This window comes from Blastococcus sp. URHD0036, from assembly GCF_000701365.1.
Lineage (GTDB): Bacteria > Actinomycetota > Actinomycetes > Mycobacteriales > Geodermatophilaceae > Trujillonella.
In genome coordinates this window covers 289,233-307,757 of record NZ_KL370778.1, presented here as the reverse complement: position 1 = coordinate 307,757, position 18,525 = coordinate 289,233, and the positions used below count along the sequence as shown (strand labels likewise).

At 74.7% G+C, this 18,525-nt stretch carries 16 protein-coding genes; 9 read left to right on the top strand and 7 right to left on the bottom strand.

Annotated elements, in window-relative coordinates; genetic code table 11:
• Positions 1-54 precede the first annotated feature (54 nt).
• Both N555_RS0125210 and N555_RS0125205 read right to left on the bottom strand, forming a co-directional pair.
• Entirely contained in the window at positions 55-1,251 is a 1,197-nt protein-coding gene (locus tag N555_RS0125210) for a fatty acid desaturase family protein (RefSeq protein ID WP_029434262.1), read from the bottom strand.
• 33 nt (positions 1,252-1,284) lie between these two features.
• Positions 1,285-2,394, bottom strand: coding sequence for a ferredoxin reductase (locus N555_RS0125205; protein ID WP_029434261.1), 1,110 nt, complete (start codon positions 2,392-2,394; stop codon positions 1,285-1,287).
• Positions 2,395-2,498: 104 nt separating this feature from the next.
• On the opposite strand from N555_RS0125205, the gene N555_RS0125200 reads away from it, so the two are divergent.
• A complete protein-coding gene (locus N555_RS0125200; RefSeq protein WP_029434260.1) occupies positions 2,499-3,677 on the top strand; it encodes a PucR family transcriptional regulator in 1,179 nt (392 codons plus the stop codon).
• Between the two features lie 60 nt (positions 3,678-3,737).
• Here N555_RS0125200 and N555_RS0125195 read toward each other — a convergent pair whose 3' ends face one another.
• Complete coding sequence (locus N555_RS0125195; protein ID WP_029434259.1) at positions 3,738-4,325, bottom strand: class I SAM-dependent methyltransferase; 588 nt, start codon at positions 4,323-4,325, stop codon at positions 3,738-3,740.
• 104 nt (positions 4,326-4,429) lie between these two features.
• Here N555_RS0125195 and N555_RS0125190 point away from each other — a divergent pair, with 104 nt between their 5' ends.
• Positions 4,430-4,924, top strand: a complete 495-nt coding sequence (locus tag N555_RS0125190; RefSeq protein WP_029434258.1) for a hypothetical protein — start codon at positions 4,430-4,432, stop codon at positions 4,922-4,924.
• 24 nt (positions 4,925-4,948) lie between these two features.
• Here the strand turns inward: N555_RS0125190 and N555_RS0125185 are convergent, their stop codons facing one another.
• Positions 4,949-6,283 carry a DNA polymerase IV gene (locus N555_RS0125185; RefSeq protein WP_029434257.1) on the bottom strand — a complete coding sequence of 445 codons (1,335 nt, stop codon included), beginning with the start codon at positions 6,281-6,283 and terminating at the stop codon, positions 4,949-4,951.
• Between the two features lie 128 nt (positions 6,284-6,411).
• On the opposite strand from N555_RS0125185, the gene N555_RS0125180 reads away from it, so the two are divergent.
• On the top strand, positions 6,412-6,966 hold the full coding sequence (locus tag N555_RS0125180; RefSeq protein ID WP_051684451.1) for an NfeD family protein: 555 nt from the start codon (positions 6,412-6,414) through the stop codon (positions 6,964-6,966).
• Positions 6,963-8,495 carry a flotillin family protein gene (locus N555_RS0125175; RefSeq protein WP_029434255.1) on the top strand — a complete coding sequence of 511 codons (1,533 nt, stop codon included), beginning with the start codon at positions 6,963-6,965 and terminating at the stop codon, positions 8,493-8,495. The genes N555_RS0125180 and N555_RS0125175 overlap by 4 nt, the downstream gene beginning before the upstream one ends.
• Positions 8,496-8,582: 87 nt before the next feature.
• Here N555_RS0125175 and N555_RS0125170 read toward each other — a convergent pair whose 3' ends face one another.
• A complete protein-coding gene (locus N555_RS0125170; RefSeq protein ID WP_029434254.1) occupies positions 8,583-10,325 on the bottom strand; it encodes a DEAD/DEAH box helicase family protein in 1,743 nt (580 codons plus the stop codon).
• Positions 10,326-10,434: 109 nt separating this feature from the next.
• Here N555_RS0125170 and N555_RS0125165 point away from each other — a divergent pair, with 109 nt between their 5' ends.
• The gene (locus N555_RS0125165) at positions 10,435-11,280 is read left to right on the top strand and encodes an alpha/beta fold hydrolase (RefSeq protein ID WP_029434253.1); all 846 of its coding nucleotides are present in this window, start codon (positions 10,435-10,437) and stop codon (positions 11,278-11,280) included.
• Between the two features lie 10 nt (positions 11,281-11,290).
• Here the strand turns inward: N555_RS0125165 and N555_RS27185 are convergent, their stop codons facing one another.
• Positions 11,291-13,321, bottom strand: a complete 2,031-nt coding sequence (locus N555_RS27185; RefSeq protein ID WP_197029153.1) for a putative bifunctional diguanylate cyclase/phosphodiesterase — start codon at positions 13,319-13,321, stop codon at positions 11,291-11,293.
• Positions 13,322-13,435: 114 nt separating this feature from the next.
• On the opposite strand from N555_RS27185, the gene N555_RS0125155 reads away from it, so the two are divergent.
• The 3 genes from N555_RS0125155 to N555_RS0125145 are packed head-to-tail and all read left to right on the top strand — an operon-like array spanning position 13,436 to position 15,020.
• Positions 13,436-14,290, top strand: coding sequence for a helix-turn-helix transcriptional regulator (locus N555_RS0125155; protein ID WP_029434251.1), 855 nt, complete (start codon positions 13,436-13,438; stop codon positions 14,288-14,290).
• Entirely contained in the window at positions 14,287-14,685 is a 399-nt protein-coding gene (locus tag N555_RS0125150; protein WP_029434250.1) for a VOC family protein, read from the top strand. Before N555_RS0125155 ends, N555_RS0125150 begins: the two co-directional genes overlap by 4 nt.
• Positions 14,682-15,020, top strand: a complete 339-nt coding sequence (locus N555_RS0125145) for an MmcQ/YjbR family DNA-binding protein (RefSeq protein WP_029434249.1) — start codon at positions 14,682-14,684, stop codon at positions 15,018-15,020. Before N555_RS0125150 ends, N555_RS0125145 begins: the two co-directional genes overlap by 4 nt.
• 45 nt (positions 15,021-15,065) lie before the next feature.
• On the opposite strand, the gene N555_RS0125140 is transcribed toward N555_RS0125145, so the two are convergent.
• Complete coding sequence (locus N555_RS0125140) at positions 15,066-16,700, bottom strand: GGDEF domain-containing protein (RefSeq protein WP_156036523.1); 1,635 nt, start codon at positions 16,698-16,700, stop codon at positions 15,066-15,068.
• Between the two features lie 132 nt (positions 16,701-16,832).
• Between N555_RS0125140 and pgm the strand changes: the two genes are divergently transcribed.
• Entirely contained in the window at positions 16,833-18,467 is a 1,635-nt protein-coding gene (pgm, locus tag N555_RS0125135) for a phosphoglucomutase (alpha-D-glucose-1,6-bisphosphate-dependent) (protein WP_029434247.1), read from the top strand.
• The last annotated feature ends 58 nt before the right edge of the window (positions 18,468-18,525 follow it).

The window sequence follows — 18,525 nt, the reverse complement described above, 5'->3', positions numbered from 1 at the left end:
CCCGTGGCCCGGAACGACGAGCGTTCCGGGCCACGGGCGTACGACGGTGCGGGCCTACGCGGCCTCGGCCTGCAGCAGCAGGCGGCGGCGCGCCTTGGGGCCGGTCGACATCCTCCACAGCTTTCCCAGCTGCGACGGCAGGTTCTTCGGCGTCGTGTTGTCCAGCCAGCCGTTGGGCAGCGAGAGCCGGAAGATCTTGTGCCAGGCCGAGTAGACCTGCTTCGGCAGCGGCGCCGCGTGGTAGTTCAGGCCGTACTCGTCGAACAGCGCCTTCACCTGCGGCGCGATCTCGGCGTACCGGTTGCTCGGCAGGTCCGGGAACAGGTGGTGCTCGATCTGGTGCGACAGGTTCCCGGTCATGAGGTGCATGGCCTTGGAGCCGGAGATGTTCGCGGAGCCGAGCATCTGCCGCACGTACCACTCGCCCTTGGTCTCGCCGTCGATCGAGCGCTTCTCGAACGTCTCGACGCCCTCGGGGAAGTGCCCGCACAGGATGACCGAGTTCGACCACAGGTTGCGGACGACGTTGGCGACGAAGTTCGCCGCGAGGGTGGGCACGAAGTTCGGGCCGGACAGCAGCGGGTGGATCACGTAGTCCTTGCGCACCTGGCGGCCGATCTTGCCCAGCACCGCCTTGGCGCGGCGACGGAACTCCGGGTCCTTGGTCTCGCCCTTGGCGATGACCTTGCCGAGCTCCAGGTCGTAGGCCGCGATGCCGTACTCGAAGAAGCAGGCGTTGATGAAGCTCCACAGCGGCTGGGCCAGGTAGGCCGGCACCCACTTCTGGTCCTCGTCGACGCGCATGATCCCGTAGCCGAGGTCGTTGTCCTTGCCGATCACGTTCGTGTACGTGTGGTGGAGCTGGTTGTGCGAGTGCTTCCACTGCTCGGCGGGGCTGGCCATGTCCCACTCCCACGTCGTGGAGTGGATCTTCGGGTCCCGCATCCAGTCCCACTGGCCGTGCAGGATGTTGTGCCCGATCTCCATGTTCTCGAGGATCTTGGCCACCGAGAGGCCGATCGTGCCGAGGATCCAGGCCGGCGGGAAACCCGAGGCCAGCAGGACGGCGCGGCTGCCCAGCTCCAGCTTGCGGTGCACGTCGATGACGGTGCGGATGTAGCGGGCGTCGTCCGCGCCGCGGGTGTCGAGAACGCTCTGCCGGATGGCGTCGAGCTGCTTGCCCAGCAGCTCGATGTCCTCGGCGGTGAGGTGCGCGATCGGGTTGTCGGACTTCTTCTGGATGACGGTCATGGGGTCGCTCCTCAGCTCAGGGTCGGGGTGCGATCAGTGGTCGATGGCGCAGGCGCCGGCAGCGGCGCTGACGCAGGTCTGGACGAGGACGCCGTCACCGGGCGCGGCGGTGGTGACCTCGCCGGTGCGCAGGTCGCGCACGGCGCCCTCGCGCAGCGGCAGGACGCAGCCGAAGCAGATGCCCATCCGGCAGCCGCTCGGCATCAGGACGCCGGCGTCCTCGGCGGCGTCGAGGATCGGCGTGGAGCCGTCGGCCTCGAGCGTCGTCCCGGTGGCGGTGAAGGTGACGGTGCCGCCCTCGCCGTCGCCGGCCACGATCGCCGGGCGGAAACGCTCGGTGTACAGCTGGTCGGCCACGCCGGCGTCGTCCCAGTACTGCTCCAGCGCCTCGAGCATCGGCAGCGGCCCGCAGGCCCACGTGGAGCGCTCGGCCAGGTCGGGGACCAGAGCGGCGATGGAGGCCGCGTCGAGCATCCCGTCGGTGTCGGTGTGCTGCTCGACGAGCCGGATGCGCCCGGCGGCGGCCAGCTCGCGCAGCTCGGCGCCGAAGATGACGTCGTCCGCGGTGGGCGCGGAGTGGATCAGGACGACGTCGGTCGCCACGTCGTCGGCCAGGTTGCGCAGGATCCCCATCACGGGCGTGATGCCGGAGCCCGCGGTGACGAACAGCGCCTTGTCGGGCGTCTGCTGCGGCAGCACGAACTCGCCGGTGGCCTGGTCGAGCTGGACGATCGTGCCCGGCTCGGTGCGGTGCACCAGGTGGTTGCTGACCTTCCCGTCCGGGATGGCCTTCACCGTGACGGTGAAGCAGCCGTCGGCCCGGCCGAGCACCGAGGTGATCGAGTAGGCGCGCCACTGGCGGACGCCGTCGACGTCGATGCCGATGCGGACGTACTGGCCGGGGACGTGCGGGCGCCAGTCGCGGCCCGGCCGGATCACGACGGTCGCGGCGTCGCGGGTCTCCCGGTGGACCGCCTCGATGCGGCCGCGCAGCGCCGCGCCGGAGCGCAGCGGGTCGACCAGGTCGAGGTAGTCCGACGGCAGGAGCGGGGTGGTCGCCAGCTCGGCGAGCCGGAAGACGCGGTCGCGCAGCCCCGCCAGTCGGGGCCGGGTCGAGGAAGGACTCGGCTGCGTAACGGTCATGTCTCGAGGTTTCCCCGTTTGCGGCACAACTACCTGTGCCCTCGACGTGAATCGGCTGGCATCCTTTGTTCGCAGGAGACAACCGACGCCGAGCAGGGGGTTGCGTGCCCGAGGACGAGTACCCGTTCCCGCCCGACGTCGTGGCGGCGCTCACCGAACAGCTGCCGGCCGTCGCCGAGTCGACGATCCGCACCATCGTCGTGGAGGTCCCCAGCTACGCCGACGCCTTCAGCGGCGACATGGGCCGCACCATCGACCGGGCCGTCCAGCTGGCCCTGGGCGGGTTCCTCAGCCTGGCCACCGGTGGTGCCGACCCCAGCCGGCCGGTGGGGCCTGCTCTGGACGGCGCCTACGCGCTGGGCCGCGGCGAGGCCCGCAGCGGCCGGTCGATGGATGCGCTGCTGGCCGCCTACCGGGTCGGGGCCCGGGTCTCCTGGCGGCAGATGAGCGGAGCCGCCGTGGCCGCCGGGATGTCCCCGGCGGGCCTGGCCCGCTTCGCCGAGCTCGTGTTCGCCTACATCGACCAGCTGTCGGCCTCCAGCGTCGCCGGCCACGCCGACGAGCTCGCCTCCACCGGTCGCGCCCGCCGCCGGAACCTGGAACGCCTCGGGGCCGTGCTCCTCGCCGGCCGTCCGCTGCGCGACCTGACCGCAGCAGCCGAGCAGGCGGAGTGGCTGCCGCCGCGCACCCTGACCGCCGTGCTGCTGCCGGAGGCGCACACCCGGGCCGCGCTCTCGGCGCTCGACGTGCGGACCCTCGTCAGCTCCGAGGACCCGGCCGAGGGCGCCACCGGACCGGAGCGGGTGGTGCTGCTCGTCCCCGATGCCGAGGGCCGCGCACGCGCCGCGCTGCTGACGGCGCTGGAGGGACGGGAGGCGGTGGTCGGCCCGCCGCGGCCGTGGGCGGAGGTGCAGACCTCCCACGCGCGCGTCCAGCGGGCCGTCCTGCTCGGCCTGCGCGCCGAGGGCAGCGCACCGCTGGACACCGAGGAGCGGCTGGCCGAGCTGGTGCTGCGCGCGGACTCCACCGCGCTGGCCGACCTCCGGAGGCGTGTCCTGGCGCCGCTGGACGGGGTCGGGGACACGGCGCGGGAGAAGCTCACCGAGACGCTGCGCTCGTGGCTGCTGCACCAGGGCCGGCGCGACCAGGTGGCCGCCGAGCTCTTCGTGCACCCGCAGACCGTGCGCTACCGGATGGGACAGCTCCGGGACCTGTTCGGGACCCGGCTCGAGGACCCGCGCACCGTGCTGGAGCTGACCCTGGCCCTGGCGCTCCCGGCCTGAACCGTGCAGAACCGCCATTCCGCGCGGTGCAGAACCGCCATTCTGCCTGGGAGGGGAAGGTCAGGCGGTGAGGACGGCGACCAGGAAGTCCGACTCCGTGGTGAACGGGTGCAGGTGCCAGGTGGAGAGCAGCAGTGACGGCGTCAGACCGGCCGCGGCGGCGTCGGCCAGGAAGTCGTCGAAGGCGTACTCGCGGCCGGCACCGAAGCCGACGACGGCCCGGCCGCCGGGCGCGAGGTGGGCACGGAACCGGCGCAGCACCTCCCCGCGGGTGCTCGGGGCCAGGAACGTGACGACGTTGCCGGCGCAGACGATCGCGTCGAACCGGTCGGGGAGGTCCAGCTCGGCGAGGTCGCCCACCAGCCAGCGCGGACCGGGGTGGTCCTCCTCGGCGGCGGCGATCAGCACCGGGTCGACGTCCACCCCGACGACGTGGTGACCGGCGCGGGCCAGGTGGCCGCCGATCCGGCCGGGCCCGCAGCCGGCGTCGAGCACGCGGGAGCCGCGCGGCAGCATCGCGTCGACCAGCCGCGCCTCGCCGACGATGTCGTTGCCCTGCTCGGCGAGCGTGCGGAAGCGCTGCACGTACCGGGCCGAGTGGCCGGGGTCGTCCTCGGTGATGCGCACCCAGGCGCTCGGCTCCGTCACACCCCCATCGTCTCCCGGACGCCGCTCACCCTCATCAGGCGAGTCCCCGCGGACGCCCTCGGGGCTAGCGTCGCCCGATCGGAACCCCTCGTCCGGAGGCCGGGATGACCGCTGTACTGAGCACGCTGCGCGACGACGAGCTGGACCTGCTCCGCGAGACCGAGCCTGAGCGCATGGCCGAGCTGGACGAGGACGAGACGCTCGAGCTGCACACGCGGATCCGGCGGGCCCGGACCAAGTACGTGAAGCTCTACCGGCGCCAGGCCAGCGCCCGGGTGGAGGACCTCGGCGGCCGGGGCTTCGCGCGTCCGAAGAACCGGCGCAACGCCGACAAGGCCGAGGTCTTCGAGGACGCCCTGGCCCGGGTGAGCACACGGGTCGACGTCTTGGCCCGTCGCGCGGCCGCGGAGCTCAGGGAGGAGCGGCTGGCCGCCGCCCGCGCGACCCCCGCCGGCCCGGGCGCCGACGGCCGTGAGGCCGCCCTCCCGGGCGGGCAGTCGAGGGTGCCGGCCCACGAGAAGACGACGGGCGGGGTGAAACGGGACGCCTCCAGCCGGGCCCAGGGGTCGCGCCGCCAGGCCGCCCGCGACAACCGCTGAGCCCCCTCACCGGGTCGGTGCGGGTCACCGCCAGTCCGGCGGGTCGGCGGGGTGCAGCTCAGGGTCGTCGGCGGGGAAGGTGCGCACCGGCCCGGGCGGGGTCAGGGGCCCCTCGAACCGCACGGTGACCCGCCCGATGCCGCGACCCCACACCCAGCCCGGACCGAGCTCGTCGTGCCGCACGTCCTGCCCCGGCCACCACCGGCGCTCCGCGGGCAGCTCCGGCTCGGGCTCGGCGACGGCCGGCGCGGCACCCTCCGCCGGAGGAGCCGCGTCGGTGGGCTCCTCGGCGAACAGGTCGCCCTGCGCGTAGAGGGAGAGCCCGGAGACGCCGACGCCGAGCAGCCGCAGGCCACCGGCGGTGCCTGCCTCGTCGAGCAGCCGCTGCGCGATGCCGGCGATCAGCCGGGAGTCGTCGGTGGGCTGCGGCAGCGTCTGCGAGCGGGTCAGCGTCGTGAAGTCGTAGCGGCGGAGCTTGAGGGTCACCGTGCGACCGGAGTAGGCGGCCGCCCGCAGCCGCCCCCCGACGCGGGCGGCCATCGCGTCGATCTCGCGGCCCAGCAGGGTCCGGTCGGTCAGGTCCCGCTCGAAGGTCTCCTCGGCCGAGACCGACTTGGTCTCCCGGTCGGCGACGACGGCGCGGTCGTCCTCGGCGCGGGCCAGCTGGTAGAGCCCCGTGCCGTGCGCCCGGCCGGCCAGCGCGACGAGGTCGGGCAGTGAGCGGGCGGCGAGATCGCCGACGGTCCGGATCCCGACCGCGTGCAGCCGCTCGGCGGTCGCCGGCCCGACCCCGCCGAGGGACGTCACGGGCAGCGGGTGGAGCAGCTCGAGTTCCGTGCCCGGCGGCACGACGACCAGGCCGTCGGGCTTGTCCATCTCCGACCCGAGCTTGGCCATCAGCTTCGAGCTGCCGATGCCCACCGACCCGGTCACCCCGCCGGTCGCCGCCGCGATCCGCTCCTTGAGGTCCCGGGCCAGTTCCGTCACACCCTCGACCGACAGGTCGGCGGCCGGGCCGGCCGCGAGGTCCACGTACGCCTCGTCGATCGACACCGGCTCCACCAGCGGGGACAGCTCGCGCAGCAGCCCCATCACGACCTCCGACGTGGCCCGGTAGGCCGCGAACCGGCCGCCCAGGAACGCCGTCCCCGCGGGGCAGCGGCGCCGGGCCTCCGCGGTGGACATCGCCGACCGGGCGCCGAACGCCCGCGCCTCGTAGGAGGCGGTCGCGACGACGCCGCGGCCGCCCACCCCGCCGACGACGACGGGGCGGCCGCGCAGCGAGGGCTTGTCCCGCTGCTCGACGGCGGCGAAGAAGGCGTCGAGGTCCAGGTGGAGCACGCTGGCCTCTCGTCGCACCCGGCCATTCTCCCGCGCTCTGCCGACACGCCTGGGTGAACCGGCACGGATGCGTCCCAGAACCGGTTGATCGCCGCCTGCCGGGCTGGGAGTCTGCGGACGGGAGACCACCAGCAGCGAGGGGGACCGTGGACGCCGCAGCGACCGCCTTCCTCGTCGTCGGCACCATCGGCGTGGTCCTGCTGCTGGTCTCCCTGCTGGTCGGCGAGATCGGCCACCTGGCCTTCGACGCCGACGGCGGCCCGTTCTCGCTCGAGGCGGTGGCCGCGCTGCTCGGCGGCGTCGGCTTCGGCGGTGCCGCGGCGACCGCTCTGCTGCCGGAGTCCCTCGGCGGGACGGCGACCGTGCTCATCGCGCTCCTGGTCGGGCTGGCGCTCGCCGTCCCCCTGGCCTGGGGCGCGGTCCGGCTCTCCCGCGCGCTGCGCGACATGCCGACGACCGAGACGCTGACCCGCCACCACCTGGCCGGCACGCAGGGCGTCGTCGTCTCCGCGGTGCCCGCGACCGGCTACGGCGAGGTGCGGCTGAGCCTGGCCGGCCAGCGCCTGAAGTACGCGGCCCGCAGCGACGTCCCGCTGCCGGCCGGCACCCCCGTCTACGTGGTCGAGGCGCTCAGCGAGACCGCCGTCCACGTCGTGTCGACCGCCCCAGACCCCCTCCCAGAAGTCGGAGAGCTCCCGTGACCCTGCTCATCGCCGTCGGCGGCATCGTCGTCCTCGCGGTCCTGCTCGTGCTGTTCGTGCTCAGCCGGATCAAGGTCGCCGGGCCGAACCAGGCGTTCCTGGTCACCGGCCGTCAGGGCCGGCAGGTCACCGACGCGGAGGGCGGGGTGTCGCGGGACAGCTCCGGCCAGAAGGTGGTCATGGGCGCGAGCGTGTTCGTGCTCCCCGTCGTCCAGAAGCTGCACACGATGGACCTCTCCAGCCGGCGCATCCCGGTGGGCATCCGCGGGGCGGTGTCCAAGCAGGGCGTCAAGTGCGACCTGGAGGGTGTGGCCATCGTCAAGGTCGGCGGCACCGAGCACTCGATCCGCGCGGCCGCGCAGCGCTTCCTCAACCAGCAGCAGGGCATCGACACCTTCACCTCGGAGGTGCTGGCCGGTGCGCTGCGCTCGATCGTGGGCCGGCTGACGATCGAGGAGATCATCCGCGACCGGGCGGCGTTCGCCTCCGCCGTCGCCGAGGAGGCGGAGTCCTCCCTGACCGGCCAGGGCCTGGTGCTCGACACCTTCCAGTTGCAGGACATCCAGGCGGAGGGCACCTACCTCGCCGACCTGGGTCGTCCCGAGGCCGCGCGGGTGCTCAAGGAGGCCAGCATCGCCGAGGCGCGGGCCCGCCAGGCCGCGCAGCAGGAGCAGCTGCTGGCCGACGAGGCGATCGCGATCTCCCAGCGCCAGCTGGCGCTCAAGCAGGCCGAGATCGCCGCCGAGACCGACGCCGCCAAGGCCCGGGCCGCAGCCGCCGGACCGCTGGCCCAGGCCGCGCAGGACCAGGCGATCCTCGCCGAGCAGGAGAAGGTCGCCGTCCGGACGGCGTCGCTGACCGAGCGGCAGCTGGACACCAAGGTCCGCCGGCCCGCCGACGCCGAGCGGTACCGCGTGGAGCAGGAGGCCGAGGGCCGCAAGAACTCCGCGATCCTCACCGCGGAGGCGCAGCGGCAGGCCACCATCGCCGCCGCCCAGGCGGCCGCCGAGCAGGCGAAGCTCTCCGGTGAGGGCGAGCGGGCCCGCCGCTCCGCGCTGGCCGAGGCCGAGGCGGTCGAGGGCGCCAAGCGCGGTGAGGCCGAGAAGCTGCGCCGTCAGGCGATCGCCGACGCCGTGGAGCGGGAGGGCGCGGCGGAGGCCGCGGCGATCCTGGCCCGCGGTCAGGCCGAGGCCGAGGCACTGGACGCGCGCTCGGACGCGTTCGCCAAGTACGGCGAGGCCGCGATCCTGGAGATGCTGGTCAAGGTGCTGCCCGAGGTGGTCGCCGCCGCGGCGGCGCCGCTGTCGAGCGTGGACAAGATGACGGTCATCTCCACCGACGGCGCGGGGTCGCTGGGCCGGTCGGTGGCGAGCAACGTCGCCCAGGGGCTGCAGCTGTCCGGTGACCTCACCGGCCTGGACGTCGGCGCGCTGCTGCGCCGCTTCACCAAGCAGGACATCGCGGACGGTGTCACCCACATCCCCGTCGACGGCTCTCCGGCCGACGGGAACGGCGCCGCCCCGCACTGACGCCCACTGCCGGCCTGTGGTCGCCGGTGCCGCGCTGTGGGGCGGCACCGGCGACGACGGCGCGGCACTGCCGCGGCGGGACGGCGCTCAGGCCTCGGTGAGGGCCGTGCCGGGCAGCCAGTCGGCGTCGAGCAGCTCCGCGATCTCCTGCAGCGACGCGGTGTCGGCGCCGGCGGTGGAGCCGCTGACCGCCAGCCGCTCCACCATCACGCGGGCCACCTGCTCCTCCACGGTGTCCTCGGCGAACGCCACCCGCCACGGCGAGGTCTGCCCGTCGCGGTGGGTGCGGCCGGTGACCTGGCGGGCCTGGATGCCGGAGAAGCGCGGCTGGTGGAACAGGCCCACCCGCGGCAGGTCGCTCGCCGTCGCGCCCCCGGGCAGCAGCTCGCCGGCGTGCAGGCTGATCGACGCCGTCACGGTGAAGACGCAGACCGGCGCCGCGCCGGTCTGGAACCGCAGCCGCTCCGCCTCGGGGTCGAACCGGTCACGGCCGTAGATGCCGGCGACGGCGATCCCGGCGTCCAGCAGCGCCTCGCGGATCGGGTCGGCCGCGGTCTCGACGAACTCCACCGACACCGCCACCTGCCGCTCCGCCTCGACCTGCGCCTTCACCCAGTCGACGGTCGCCGGGACGCGGATCAGCCCGGCCTTCTGCCGGAACCGCAGCAGGGCGGCCCGGCCGCGGGCGGTCTGTCGCCCCTTGCGGGCCAGCTGCATCTCGGCGCGGAACTCCCCCCACTCCGCCTCGTAGCTCGCCCGCTCGGCGGGGCTCAGCGCCACGGCGGTGCCGCTCACCGAGACCGGCCCCCACGGCGCCGACCGGTGCAGCGCCGCCGGAGGCTCCCCGCCGGTCAGCCAATCCTGCAGCCGCGCGAGGTCGGCGCGGCGCTCGCCGGCGTCCTCGGTCCATGCCCAGCCGTAGCGGCCGCGTTCCACGTGGAACCCGTGCTCGGTCAGCTTCGCCGGGAGGTCGGCCCAGGACCGCAGCGGCTCCCCGGCCCGGGCGGCGAACTGCGGCGCGAGGTAGGGCAGCTCCAGCGGGGAGTGCGCCGGGGTGGCGGTGGCCGCGATGACGAAGGGCGCGTCCTTGACCCGGGCCGCGCCGGACACCGACTTCCAGTGCTTCCAGCGCTGCGTGGTGGTGTGCCGGACCATGTGCGCCTCGTCGCCGATGACGACGTCGAACTGCGGCGCGGTCTTCAGCAGCGCCGCCACCTTGGCCAGCCGGTCCCACGTCGTGACGCACCAGCGCAGGCCGCCGTCGCCGAAGCCGGCGATCGACCGGGTCCAGTGCGGGATCGTGATCGCGGCGGGCCGGTCGGCGACGACGAGCACCCGGTCGCCGCCGCGCATCTCGCACACCTCGCGGGCGGCCATGATCGCCGTCCCGGTCTTGCCGACGCCGGGGTCGTCGCCGAGCAGGAACACCCGGTGCCCGGCGGCGGCCGACGCGATGACGGCGTCGGCGCCGGTGCACTGCTCCTCGCGCGGCTCGAGCGACTTCGCAGGCGGCAGCGGCCGGGGCTCGTCGTTGAGCTCGTCCTCGAGGAAGCGCTCCAGCGTGTACGGCCCCGGGTCGTAGGGGGCGAGCTCCGGCGGGAGCGACCGGCCCACGTACACGGTCGCCTGCAGGCCCGCGTGCCAGCTCGCGCCGGGAGCGGGGGCGCGGAAGGGGACGGCGAGCACCCAGATCCGCTCGCCGGGGCCCGCGGTGGGCAGGTCCGGAGCGGGCTTCGCGGCCCGGCGGGCGGGCGCGCGCCGCGTGGTGGCGGTGCGGGTCGTCGTCCCGCTCGCGCGGGTGGTGCTGGTCCGGCGGCGCCGTCCGGGCATGGTGCTGCTCCCCCTGTGGTCCGGCCGACGACGGTAGGCGGCGGCACCGACGGTCCCGGGGAACCGCGCCGCGTCCCGCCGCGCGCGGCGACTCTGGTGGAATCGCCGGGTGACCACGGACCCCGAGGAACGGCTGCACGCCCGCACGGTGGGCGAGGCCGGTCCGCGGGTGGTGTTCGTGCACGGCCTGTTCGGTCAGGGGAAGAACTGGACGACGATCGCCAAGGGGCTGTCCGGCCGGCACCGGGTCACGCTGCTGGACCTGCCCAACCACGGGCACTCGCCGTGGACCGAGCGGGTCGACTACCTCGACATGGCCGGGCTCGTGGCCGCGGAGCTGGAGTCGTTCGGCGAGCCGGCGACGCTGGTCGGGCACTCCATGGGCGGCAAGGTGGGCATGCAGCTGGCGCTGCGCCGGCCGGAGCTGCTGCGCGCGCTCGTCGTCGTCGACATGGCCCCGGTCGAGTACCCGGTGTCCGGGGGGCGCACCGACGACCCCGACGAGGAGGCCTCGCCGTTCGCCGCGTTCATCGCCGCGATGCAGGCGGTCGACCTCGACGAGCTGAAGACGCGCGACGACGCCGACGCGGCGCTGCGCGAGGCCGTGCCCAGCCGGATGGTGCGCTCGTTCCTGCTGCAGTCGCTGGTCCGCGACGGCGTCGGCGCGGACGGCGGCTGGCGCTGGCGGCTCAACCTCGAGCTGCTCGGCCGCGACCTCGAGGCGCTGCGCGGGTTCCCCGACCCGCCGCCGGGCGCGACGTTCGACGGGCCGGTGCTCTGGGTGGCCGGCGCGAACAGCCACTACGTGCTCCCGCAGGACCGGGCGCGGATGGACGAGCTCTTCCCGCACACCCGGCTGGTGAAGATCAAGGGCGCCGGGCACTGGGTGCACTCCGAGCAGCCCGAGGTGTTCCTGGAGACGCTGCGCCGGTTCCTGGAGTCCGTGGAGGGCTGACCGGCGACGGTCAGGCGTACAGGCGGTCACCGGTCAGGTGCCGGGCGGCGAGGAGCGCGGTGAGGTCACCGGCCGGCATGGGTCGGGCGAAGAAGTACCCCTGGGCGACGTCGCAGCCCAGCTCGCGCAGCGCGGTGACGTGCTCCTCCCGCTCCACTCCCTCGGCCACGACGGTGAGACCGAGGTTGTGCGCGAGGTCGACCGCCGTCCGGACCAGGACGGCGTCCTGCTCGCTGACGGTCATGCCGAGCACGAAGGACTGGTCGATCTTCAGCTCGTCGACCGGCAGCCGGCGCAGCTGCGCCATCGAGCTGTAGCCGGTGCCGAAGTCGTCGATGGACAGGTGCACGCCCAGGCCGCGCAGCCGCTGCAGGACGGCGAGGCAGCGCTCGGCGTCGGCCATGACCGCGCTCTCGGTGACCTCCAGGCGCAGCAGGGCGGCAGGCACCCCGTGCTCGGCGAGCAGTCGCGCCACGAGGTCGGGCAGGGAGGCGTCGAGCAGGCACCGGGTGGAGAGGTTGACCGCCACGGGCAGCCGGTGCCCGGAGCCGGCCCAGCGGGCGACCTGCGCCAGGGAGATGTCGAGGACGCGCTCGGTGAGCGCGAGGATCAGGCCGGTGCCCTCGGCGACCGGGATGAAGTCGGCCGGCGGGACCATCCCGCGCTCCGGGTGCTGCCAGCGGACCAGCGCCTCGGCGCCCACCAGGCACCCGTCGGTCAGGGAGACCAGGGGCTGGTAGTGCACGGCCAGCTCGTCGTCCCGGCCGAGCGCCCGGCGCAGGTCGCCCAGCACCGTCAGCTGCGACGAGGGGACGACGTGCTCGGCGGGCTGGAACACGACCGCCCCGGCCTTGAACTCCTTGGCCACGTGCATGGCGATGTCGGCGTTGCGCTGGAGGTCCTCGCTGGTCGTCCCGTGCTCCGGCGACACCGCGATCCCGATGCTGGCCTCGATGTCCAGGCCGACGCCGTCGACGTCGAACCGCCGGTGCAGCGCGTCCCGGATGCGGCCGGCGACCGCCTCGGCCTCGGCGATCCCGTCGACGACGGGCAGCAGGACGGCGAACTCGTCGCCGCCCAGGCGGGCGACGGTGTCGCCGGCGCGCAGCACCGACTGCACCCGGGGACCGATCTCCAGCAGGAGCCGGTCGCCCCACGAGTGCCCGAGGGTGTCGTTGACCTCCTTGAAGCGGTCCAGGTCGACCAGCAGGACGGCGACCTCGGACCGCGAGCGCCCGGCGGCGGCCAGGGCCTGGTCCAGCCGGTCGCGCAGCAGCACGCGGTTGGGCAGTCCGGTGAGTGCGTCGTGCGTGGCCTGGTGCCGGTCCCGCTCGGCCGAGGCGTGCAGGGCCGCGGTCTGCCGGCGCAGCCGCTTGCTGGCGCCGGCGACCAGGCGGAAGAGGGCGGCGTAGAAGACGGCGAGGCTGATCGCCAGCGTGACGCTCAGCGTGCGCAGGTCCTCGCTGATCGCGGTCGCGACCGGCGCGTAGGGGAGGTAGACCTCCATGACGCCGTCCGGGGTCGGCGAGCCGTCGAACTGCACGGGCACGTAGACCTCGAGCATCCGCCGGTCGCCGCCCCCGCTGCCGGTGGCGTCCGCGGTGTCCGAGGTGAACTCCGACTCCACCTCGCCGGCGAGGGCCTCGGCCAGGTCGTCGGAGGTCGACCGGCGGCCGATCAGCTCGGTCTCGTCGGCGTAGACGATCACGCCCTCGCGGTTGTAGATCTTGATCTCGACCGGGTCGAGGGCGGTGAGCTCGTCGCGGACGGTGTCGCCGGCGGAGGTCCGCACCGCGGCCGTGACGTGCGCCAGCCGCTCGGGGTCCAGCCCGTTCTCCAGGTCGTCCGCGGTGATCTGCGGCTGCAGGCCCAGGCGCACCGTCACCACGACGGCCCGCTCGGCCTGCTGCCGGGCCCGCTCGGCGATCGCGTCGCTGTGCACGTGGAAGAGCACCAGACCGAGCCCGACCGTCAGCACGGCGCTGATGACGGCGAACCGTGTCAGCAGCGAGCCGGGCGCGAGCCGGCGGAGGAGGGCCATGCCGGAGAGATCGGATCCACCGTCGCCGTCCTTGAGGGGCGCTCGGCCCCCACCCGCCCCCGTGGGGGGATCGAGCCGGTCGACGGTCCCGGCCGCCGGTGCCATCCTGAGCCGGTGACCAGCGAGTTCGTCGTGCACCGGCCGACGGGGCCGCTGCGCGGGCTGGTCGCCGACGCCGTCGGATACCGCCAGAGCGGCCTGGAGCCCGGCGTCCACCGTGGGCTGCCCTCCCCCACCCTGACCTTCATCGTCACCCTGGACGACCCGCTGGAGATCGCCGCGCACGCCGATCCGGCGCAGCTGCCCGGCCGCTACGAGGCGATGGTCGGCGGCCTGCACACCTCCCCCGCGTTGATCGCCCACCCGGGCCGGCAGGCCGGCCTCCAGCTCGGCCTCACCCCGCTGGGCGCCCGCCGGCTGCTCGGCGTCCCCGCCGGCGAGCTGGCGTCGCTGGACTGCCCGCTGGACGACGTCCTCGGCCCGGTCGCGCGGGAGCTCGTCGACCGGGTGCGCGCCGCGGCCACCTGGCCGGACCGCTTCGCGGCGCTCGAGGACGTGCTGACCCGGGCCGCGCGCCCCGGACCTGCGCCGGCCGCCGAGGTCGCCGAGGCCTGGCGGCTCACCCTGGCCTCGGGCGGGCGGTTGCGGGTGGCCGAGCTGGCGCGCGGGCTCGGCTGGTCCGAGCGGCACCTCACCGCCCGCTTCCGCGCGGAGACGGGCCTGGGCCCCAAGGAGGCCGCGCGCGTCGTCCGTTTCGACCGGGCCCGCCGGGCGCTGTCGCAGCGGGTCGCCAGCGGTGCCGCGCCGGACCTTGCCGGCCTCGCCGCGGCGGCGGGCTTCGCCGACCAGTCGCACCTGACCCGCGACTGGCGGGCCTTCGCCGGCCTCGCACCGCTGCGCTGGCTGGAGGCGGAGTTCGGATTCGTCCAAGACCGCTGGCGCGCCGACCCCGCAGGATCGGTGGCATGACGACTCCCCCGCCCACCGTCTGGCCCGCCTTCCGCGCCGCCGACGCCCCCGCCCTGATCCGCTGGCTGGTCGACGTCCTCGGTTTCACCGAGACCCTCGTCGTCCCCGGGGACGACGGCCTCGTCGTCCACGCCGAGCTCGCCTGGCCGCCCGGCGGCGGCGTGATGCTCGGCTCCGCCCGGGACGACGGCGGGTGGGACGTGCAGCCCGGTGCCAGCGGCGCCTACCTCGTCACCGACGACGTCGAGGCCGTCTGGGCGCGCGTCCAGGCCGCCGGCGCGGACGTGCTGCGCCCGCTGGCCTCCCCCGAGTACGGCGGGCAGGAGTTCTCCGTGCGCGACCCGGAGGGCAACAGCTGGAGCGTCGGCAGCTACCCCGGCGCGGCGCCCTCGTGACCCCGGACGACGTGCGCGCGGTCGCGCTCGCCCTGCCCGAGGTCACCGAGGGGGACCACCACGGCAAGCGGGCCTTCCGGCTGGGCACCCGCATCCTGGCCACGCAGTGGACCGACGCCCAGCTCAACGTGATGCTCGATGAGTCGGAGGCGCGCGCCGCGGAGGGCGGTCCGTGCGCCCTCCTCTGGTGGGGGAAGCGGCTGTCCGGCGTGCGGGTCGACCTGGCCGCGGCGACACCCGGGCTGGTGACCGAGCTGCTCGAGGACGCGTGGTCACGGTGTGCGCCCGCCCGCCTGGTCCGCGAGCGCGGAACGCCGCCGACGACCGAGGCATAGGAAGCGATACGCACGTCCGCGGGCGTGGGACGTGCGGAATGCCTCCTATGCCCGGGGGGTCCCGGCGAGGACGGGCGCGCCCGCGCCCTCCTGCTTGGAGCGGTACATGGCCTGGTCGGCCTCCCGCATGAGGGAGATGGGCTGGGTCCCCGCGCCGCCGCAGGCCACGCCGAGGCTCGCCTGCAGGGCCACCGGGCCGGAGGCCAGCACCGCCGGCTCGCCGAGCGCGGCCTGGATCCGCCGGCCGAGGGCCAGCGCCGTCCCGGGCTCGGTGTGGCCGCGGCTCACGACCAGGAACTCGTCGCCACCGATCCGGCCGACCACGTCGTCCGGCCGGACCGCCGCGCACAGCCGGGTGGCGGTGAGCCGCAGCAGCTCGTCGCCGACGTCGTGGCCGTAGGTGTCGTTGATGGGCTTGAACCCGTCCAGGTCGACGAACACCACCGCGGTGAGGGCGTCGCCGGTGTGGCGCAGTGCCTCGTCGAGGGCGCTCGACACCGCCTCGCGGTTGGCCACCCCGGTCAGCGGGTCGGTGGTCGCACGGACCGTGAGCTCCTCGCGCAGCCGGGCGTGGGCCGAGACGTCCGACACCGACAGCAGCGCGCCCGGGGCGCCCTCGCTCTCCCCGAGGGAGATGACGCCGATCGCGCAGGTCCGCGTCTCGCCGCCGCGCAGGCGCACGGTCACCTCGAGCTCGCCGTCGCGGCCCTCGTCCAGGGCGGCGGTGAGCGCGGCGGCGACCGCCGGGCGGTCGCCGGGGTCCAGCGCCGCGTCCAGCCCGGCCAGCCGGTCGACGTCCGGACCGCCGACCAGGGCGTCGAAGCGCGGGTTGGCGAACACGACGGAGCGGTCGGCGGCCAGCTGCACGATGCCCAGCGGCAGGGACTCGGCCACCCGCCGGAGCAGCCGTTCCTGCTGCCGCAGTGCCTCGTGCGCCGCCATCTCGTCGGAGATGTCGTTCATGGCCGTGACGACGACGGCGTCGGCCGGGTCGTCGGCCGCCTGGTACTGGTTCTCCAGCTCCAGCCACGCCCAGCTGCCGTCGGCCCGCCGGTGACGCAGCCGCACCCGCTGGGACTCCTGCGTGGAGAGGAGCTCGAGCCAGTTCGCGACGGCCCGCTCCTGGTCGTCGGGGTGGATGAACTCCGACGACCGCCGGCCGACCATCTGCTCGGGGCCCCACCCGAGCATGCGGGTGGTGCGCTCGTCGATGTCGGTGACGACGGCGAAGGCGTTCTTGCGGACGACGGCGGTCCGCGGCGTCCGGGACACCGCCACCCACTCGCCCTGCGCAGCGGCGGCGGTCGCCTCGTCGGGGTCCGCGCCGACGACCTCGAAGGTGGCCAGCAGGACGCCGTGCGCGGGGCGGGCGTCGAGGAAGGTCAGCATCACCGGCTGCTCGGGAGCCAGGCGGGTGTGCACGTTCGTGAAGGACAGCCCGGTGGCCAGGGCCCGCTCCCAGGCGTCGACCACGGCCATCGCATCGGCCGGGACGACGACGTCGATGGCGGTCGACCGGTCGCGGGGCACGGACAGCACCCGCTCGGCGGACACCCCGACGGAGTCGGGCATCGGCACGAGGACGCCGTCGGAGGCCAGCGCGGCGAAGGCCGCGTGCGGGAGCCGCAGCAAGCTGTCCAGGACGTCGTCGTGCCTGGCGGGAGCCCCATGGGTGGTCACACCGTCTCTACGGCGCGGAGAGCGGTGCCACTGAACTGCGGAGCCTCGGAACTCCCCCTCCCGGGTGACGACGCGAGTACCGGCATCGCGGCCGGGTCGCCGCGGGACCCGGCGAGAGGCGAGGATCGGCCCATGAGCGACGTCCGTGCCGGTCAGCCCGCCCAGCCCAGCGACCTGGTCGACGTCGCGGCGCTGGTCACCGCCTACTACACCCTCGTGCCGGACCCCGCCGAGCCGGCGCAGCAGGTGGCATTCGGGACGTCGGGCCACCGCGGCTCGGCGTTCGACGTCGCCTTCAACGAGGCGCACATCCTCGCCACCACCCAGGCCATCTGCGAGTACCGCGCGGGCCAGGGGATCGACGGGCCGCTGTTCCTCGGCCGGGACACCCACGCCCTGTCCGAGCCGGCGTGGGCCAGCGCGCTGGAGGTGCTCGCCGCCAACGACGTGACCGTGCTCGTGGACGCCGCCGACCGGTACACGCCGACGCCGGCGGTCAGCCACGCGATCCTGCGCGCCAACCGGGGCCGGACCAGCGGGCTCGCCGACGGCATCGTCGTCACGCCCTCGCACAACCCGCCCCGCGACGGCGGGTTCAAGTACAACCCCCCGCACGGCGGCCCGGCCGACACCGATGCCACGAAGGCCATCGCCGACCGGGCCAACGCGCTGCTGCGCGCCGGTCTGGACGGCGTCCGGCGGATCCCGTTCTCCCGCGCCCGGGCCGCCGCCCGGCCGCACGACTTCCTCGGCGACTACGTCGACGACCTGCCGTCGGTGGTGGACCTGGACGCCGTCCGCGACGCCGGGGTCCGGATCGGCGCGGACCCGCTGGGTGGCGCCAGCGTCGACTACTGGGGGGCGATCGCCGAGCGGCACCGGCTCGACCTCACGGTGGTGAACCCGCTGGTCGACCCCACGTGGCGGTTCATGACGCTGGACTGGGACGGCAAGATCCGGATGGACTGCTCGTCGCCCTCGGCCATGGCCTCGCTCATCGGCAAGCGCGCCGACTTCGCGATCGCCACGGGCAACGACGCCGACGCCGACCGGCACGGCATCGTCACCCCCGACGGCGGGTTGATGAACCCCAACCACTTCCTCGCCGTGGCGATCTCCTACCTCTTCGCCCACGGCGAGGGTTGGGGTGCCGACGTCGCCGTCGGCAAGACGCTGGTGTCGTCGTCGCTGATCGACCGCGTGGTCGCCGGCCTCGGTCGCCGGCTGGTCGAGGTCCCGGTCGGCTTCAAGTGGTTCGTGCCCGGGCTGCTCGACGGCTCGGTCGGGTTCGGCGGCGAGGAGTCGGCGGGTGCGTCGTTCCTGCGCCGGGACGGCGGGGTGTGGACGACGGACAAGGACGGCATCCTGCTCGCGCTGCTGGCCAGTGAGATCCAGGCCGTGACGGGTCGGTCCCCCTCGCAGCTGCACGGCGAGCTCACCGCCCGGTACGGCGAGTCGGCGTACGCCCGGGTGGACGCCCCGGCGAGCCGCGAGCAGAAGGCGGCGCTGGGCAGGTTGTCGCCCGAGGCCGTCACCGCGACCGAGCTGGCCGGCGAGCCGATCACCGCCAAGCTGACCCGCGCGCCCGGCAACGACGCCCCGATCGGCGGGCTCAAGGTGACCACGGAGAACGCCTGGTTCGCCGCGCGGCCGTCGGGCACCGAGGACGTCTACAAGGTCTACGCGGAGTCCTTCCGCGGCCCCGACCACCTGGCGCAGGTGCAGCAGGAGGCCCGGGAGGTCGTCACCGCCGCCCTCGGCGGTTGAGCCCTCCAGGGTCCTCCGTCGTGGTGAGTCGCGGCCGCGGGTGCGGCGTCCGGCGGCT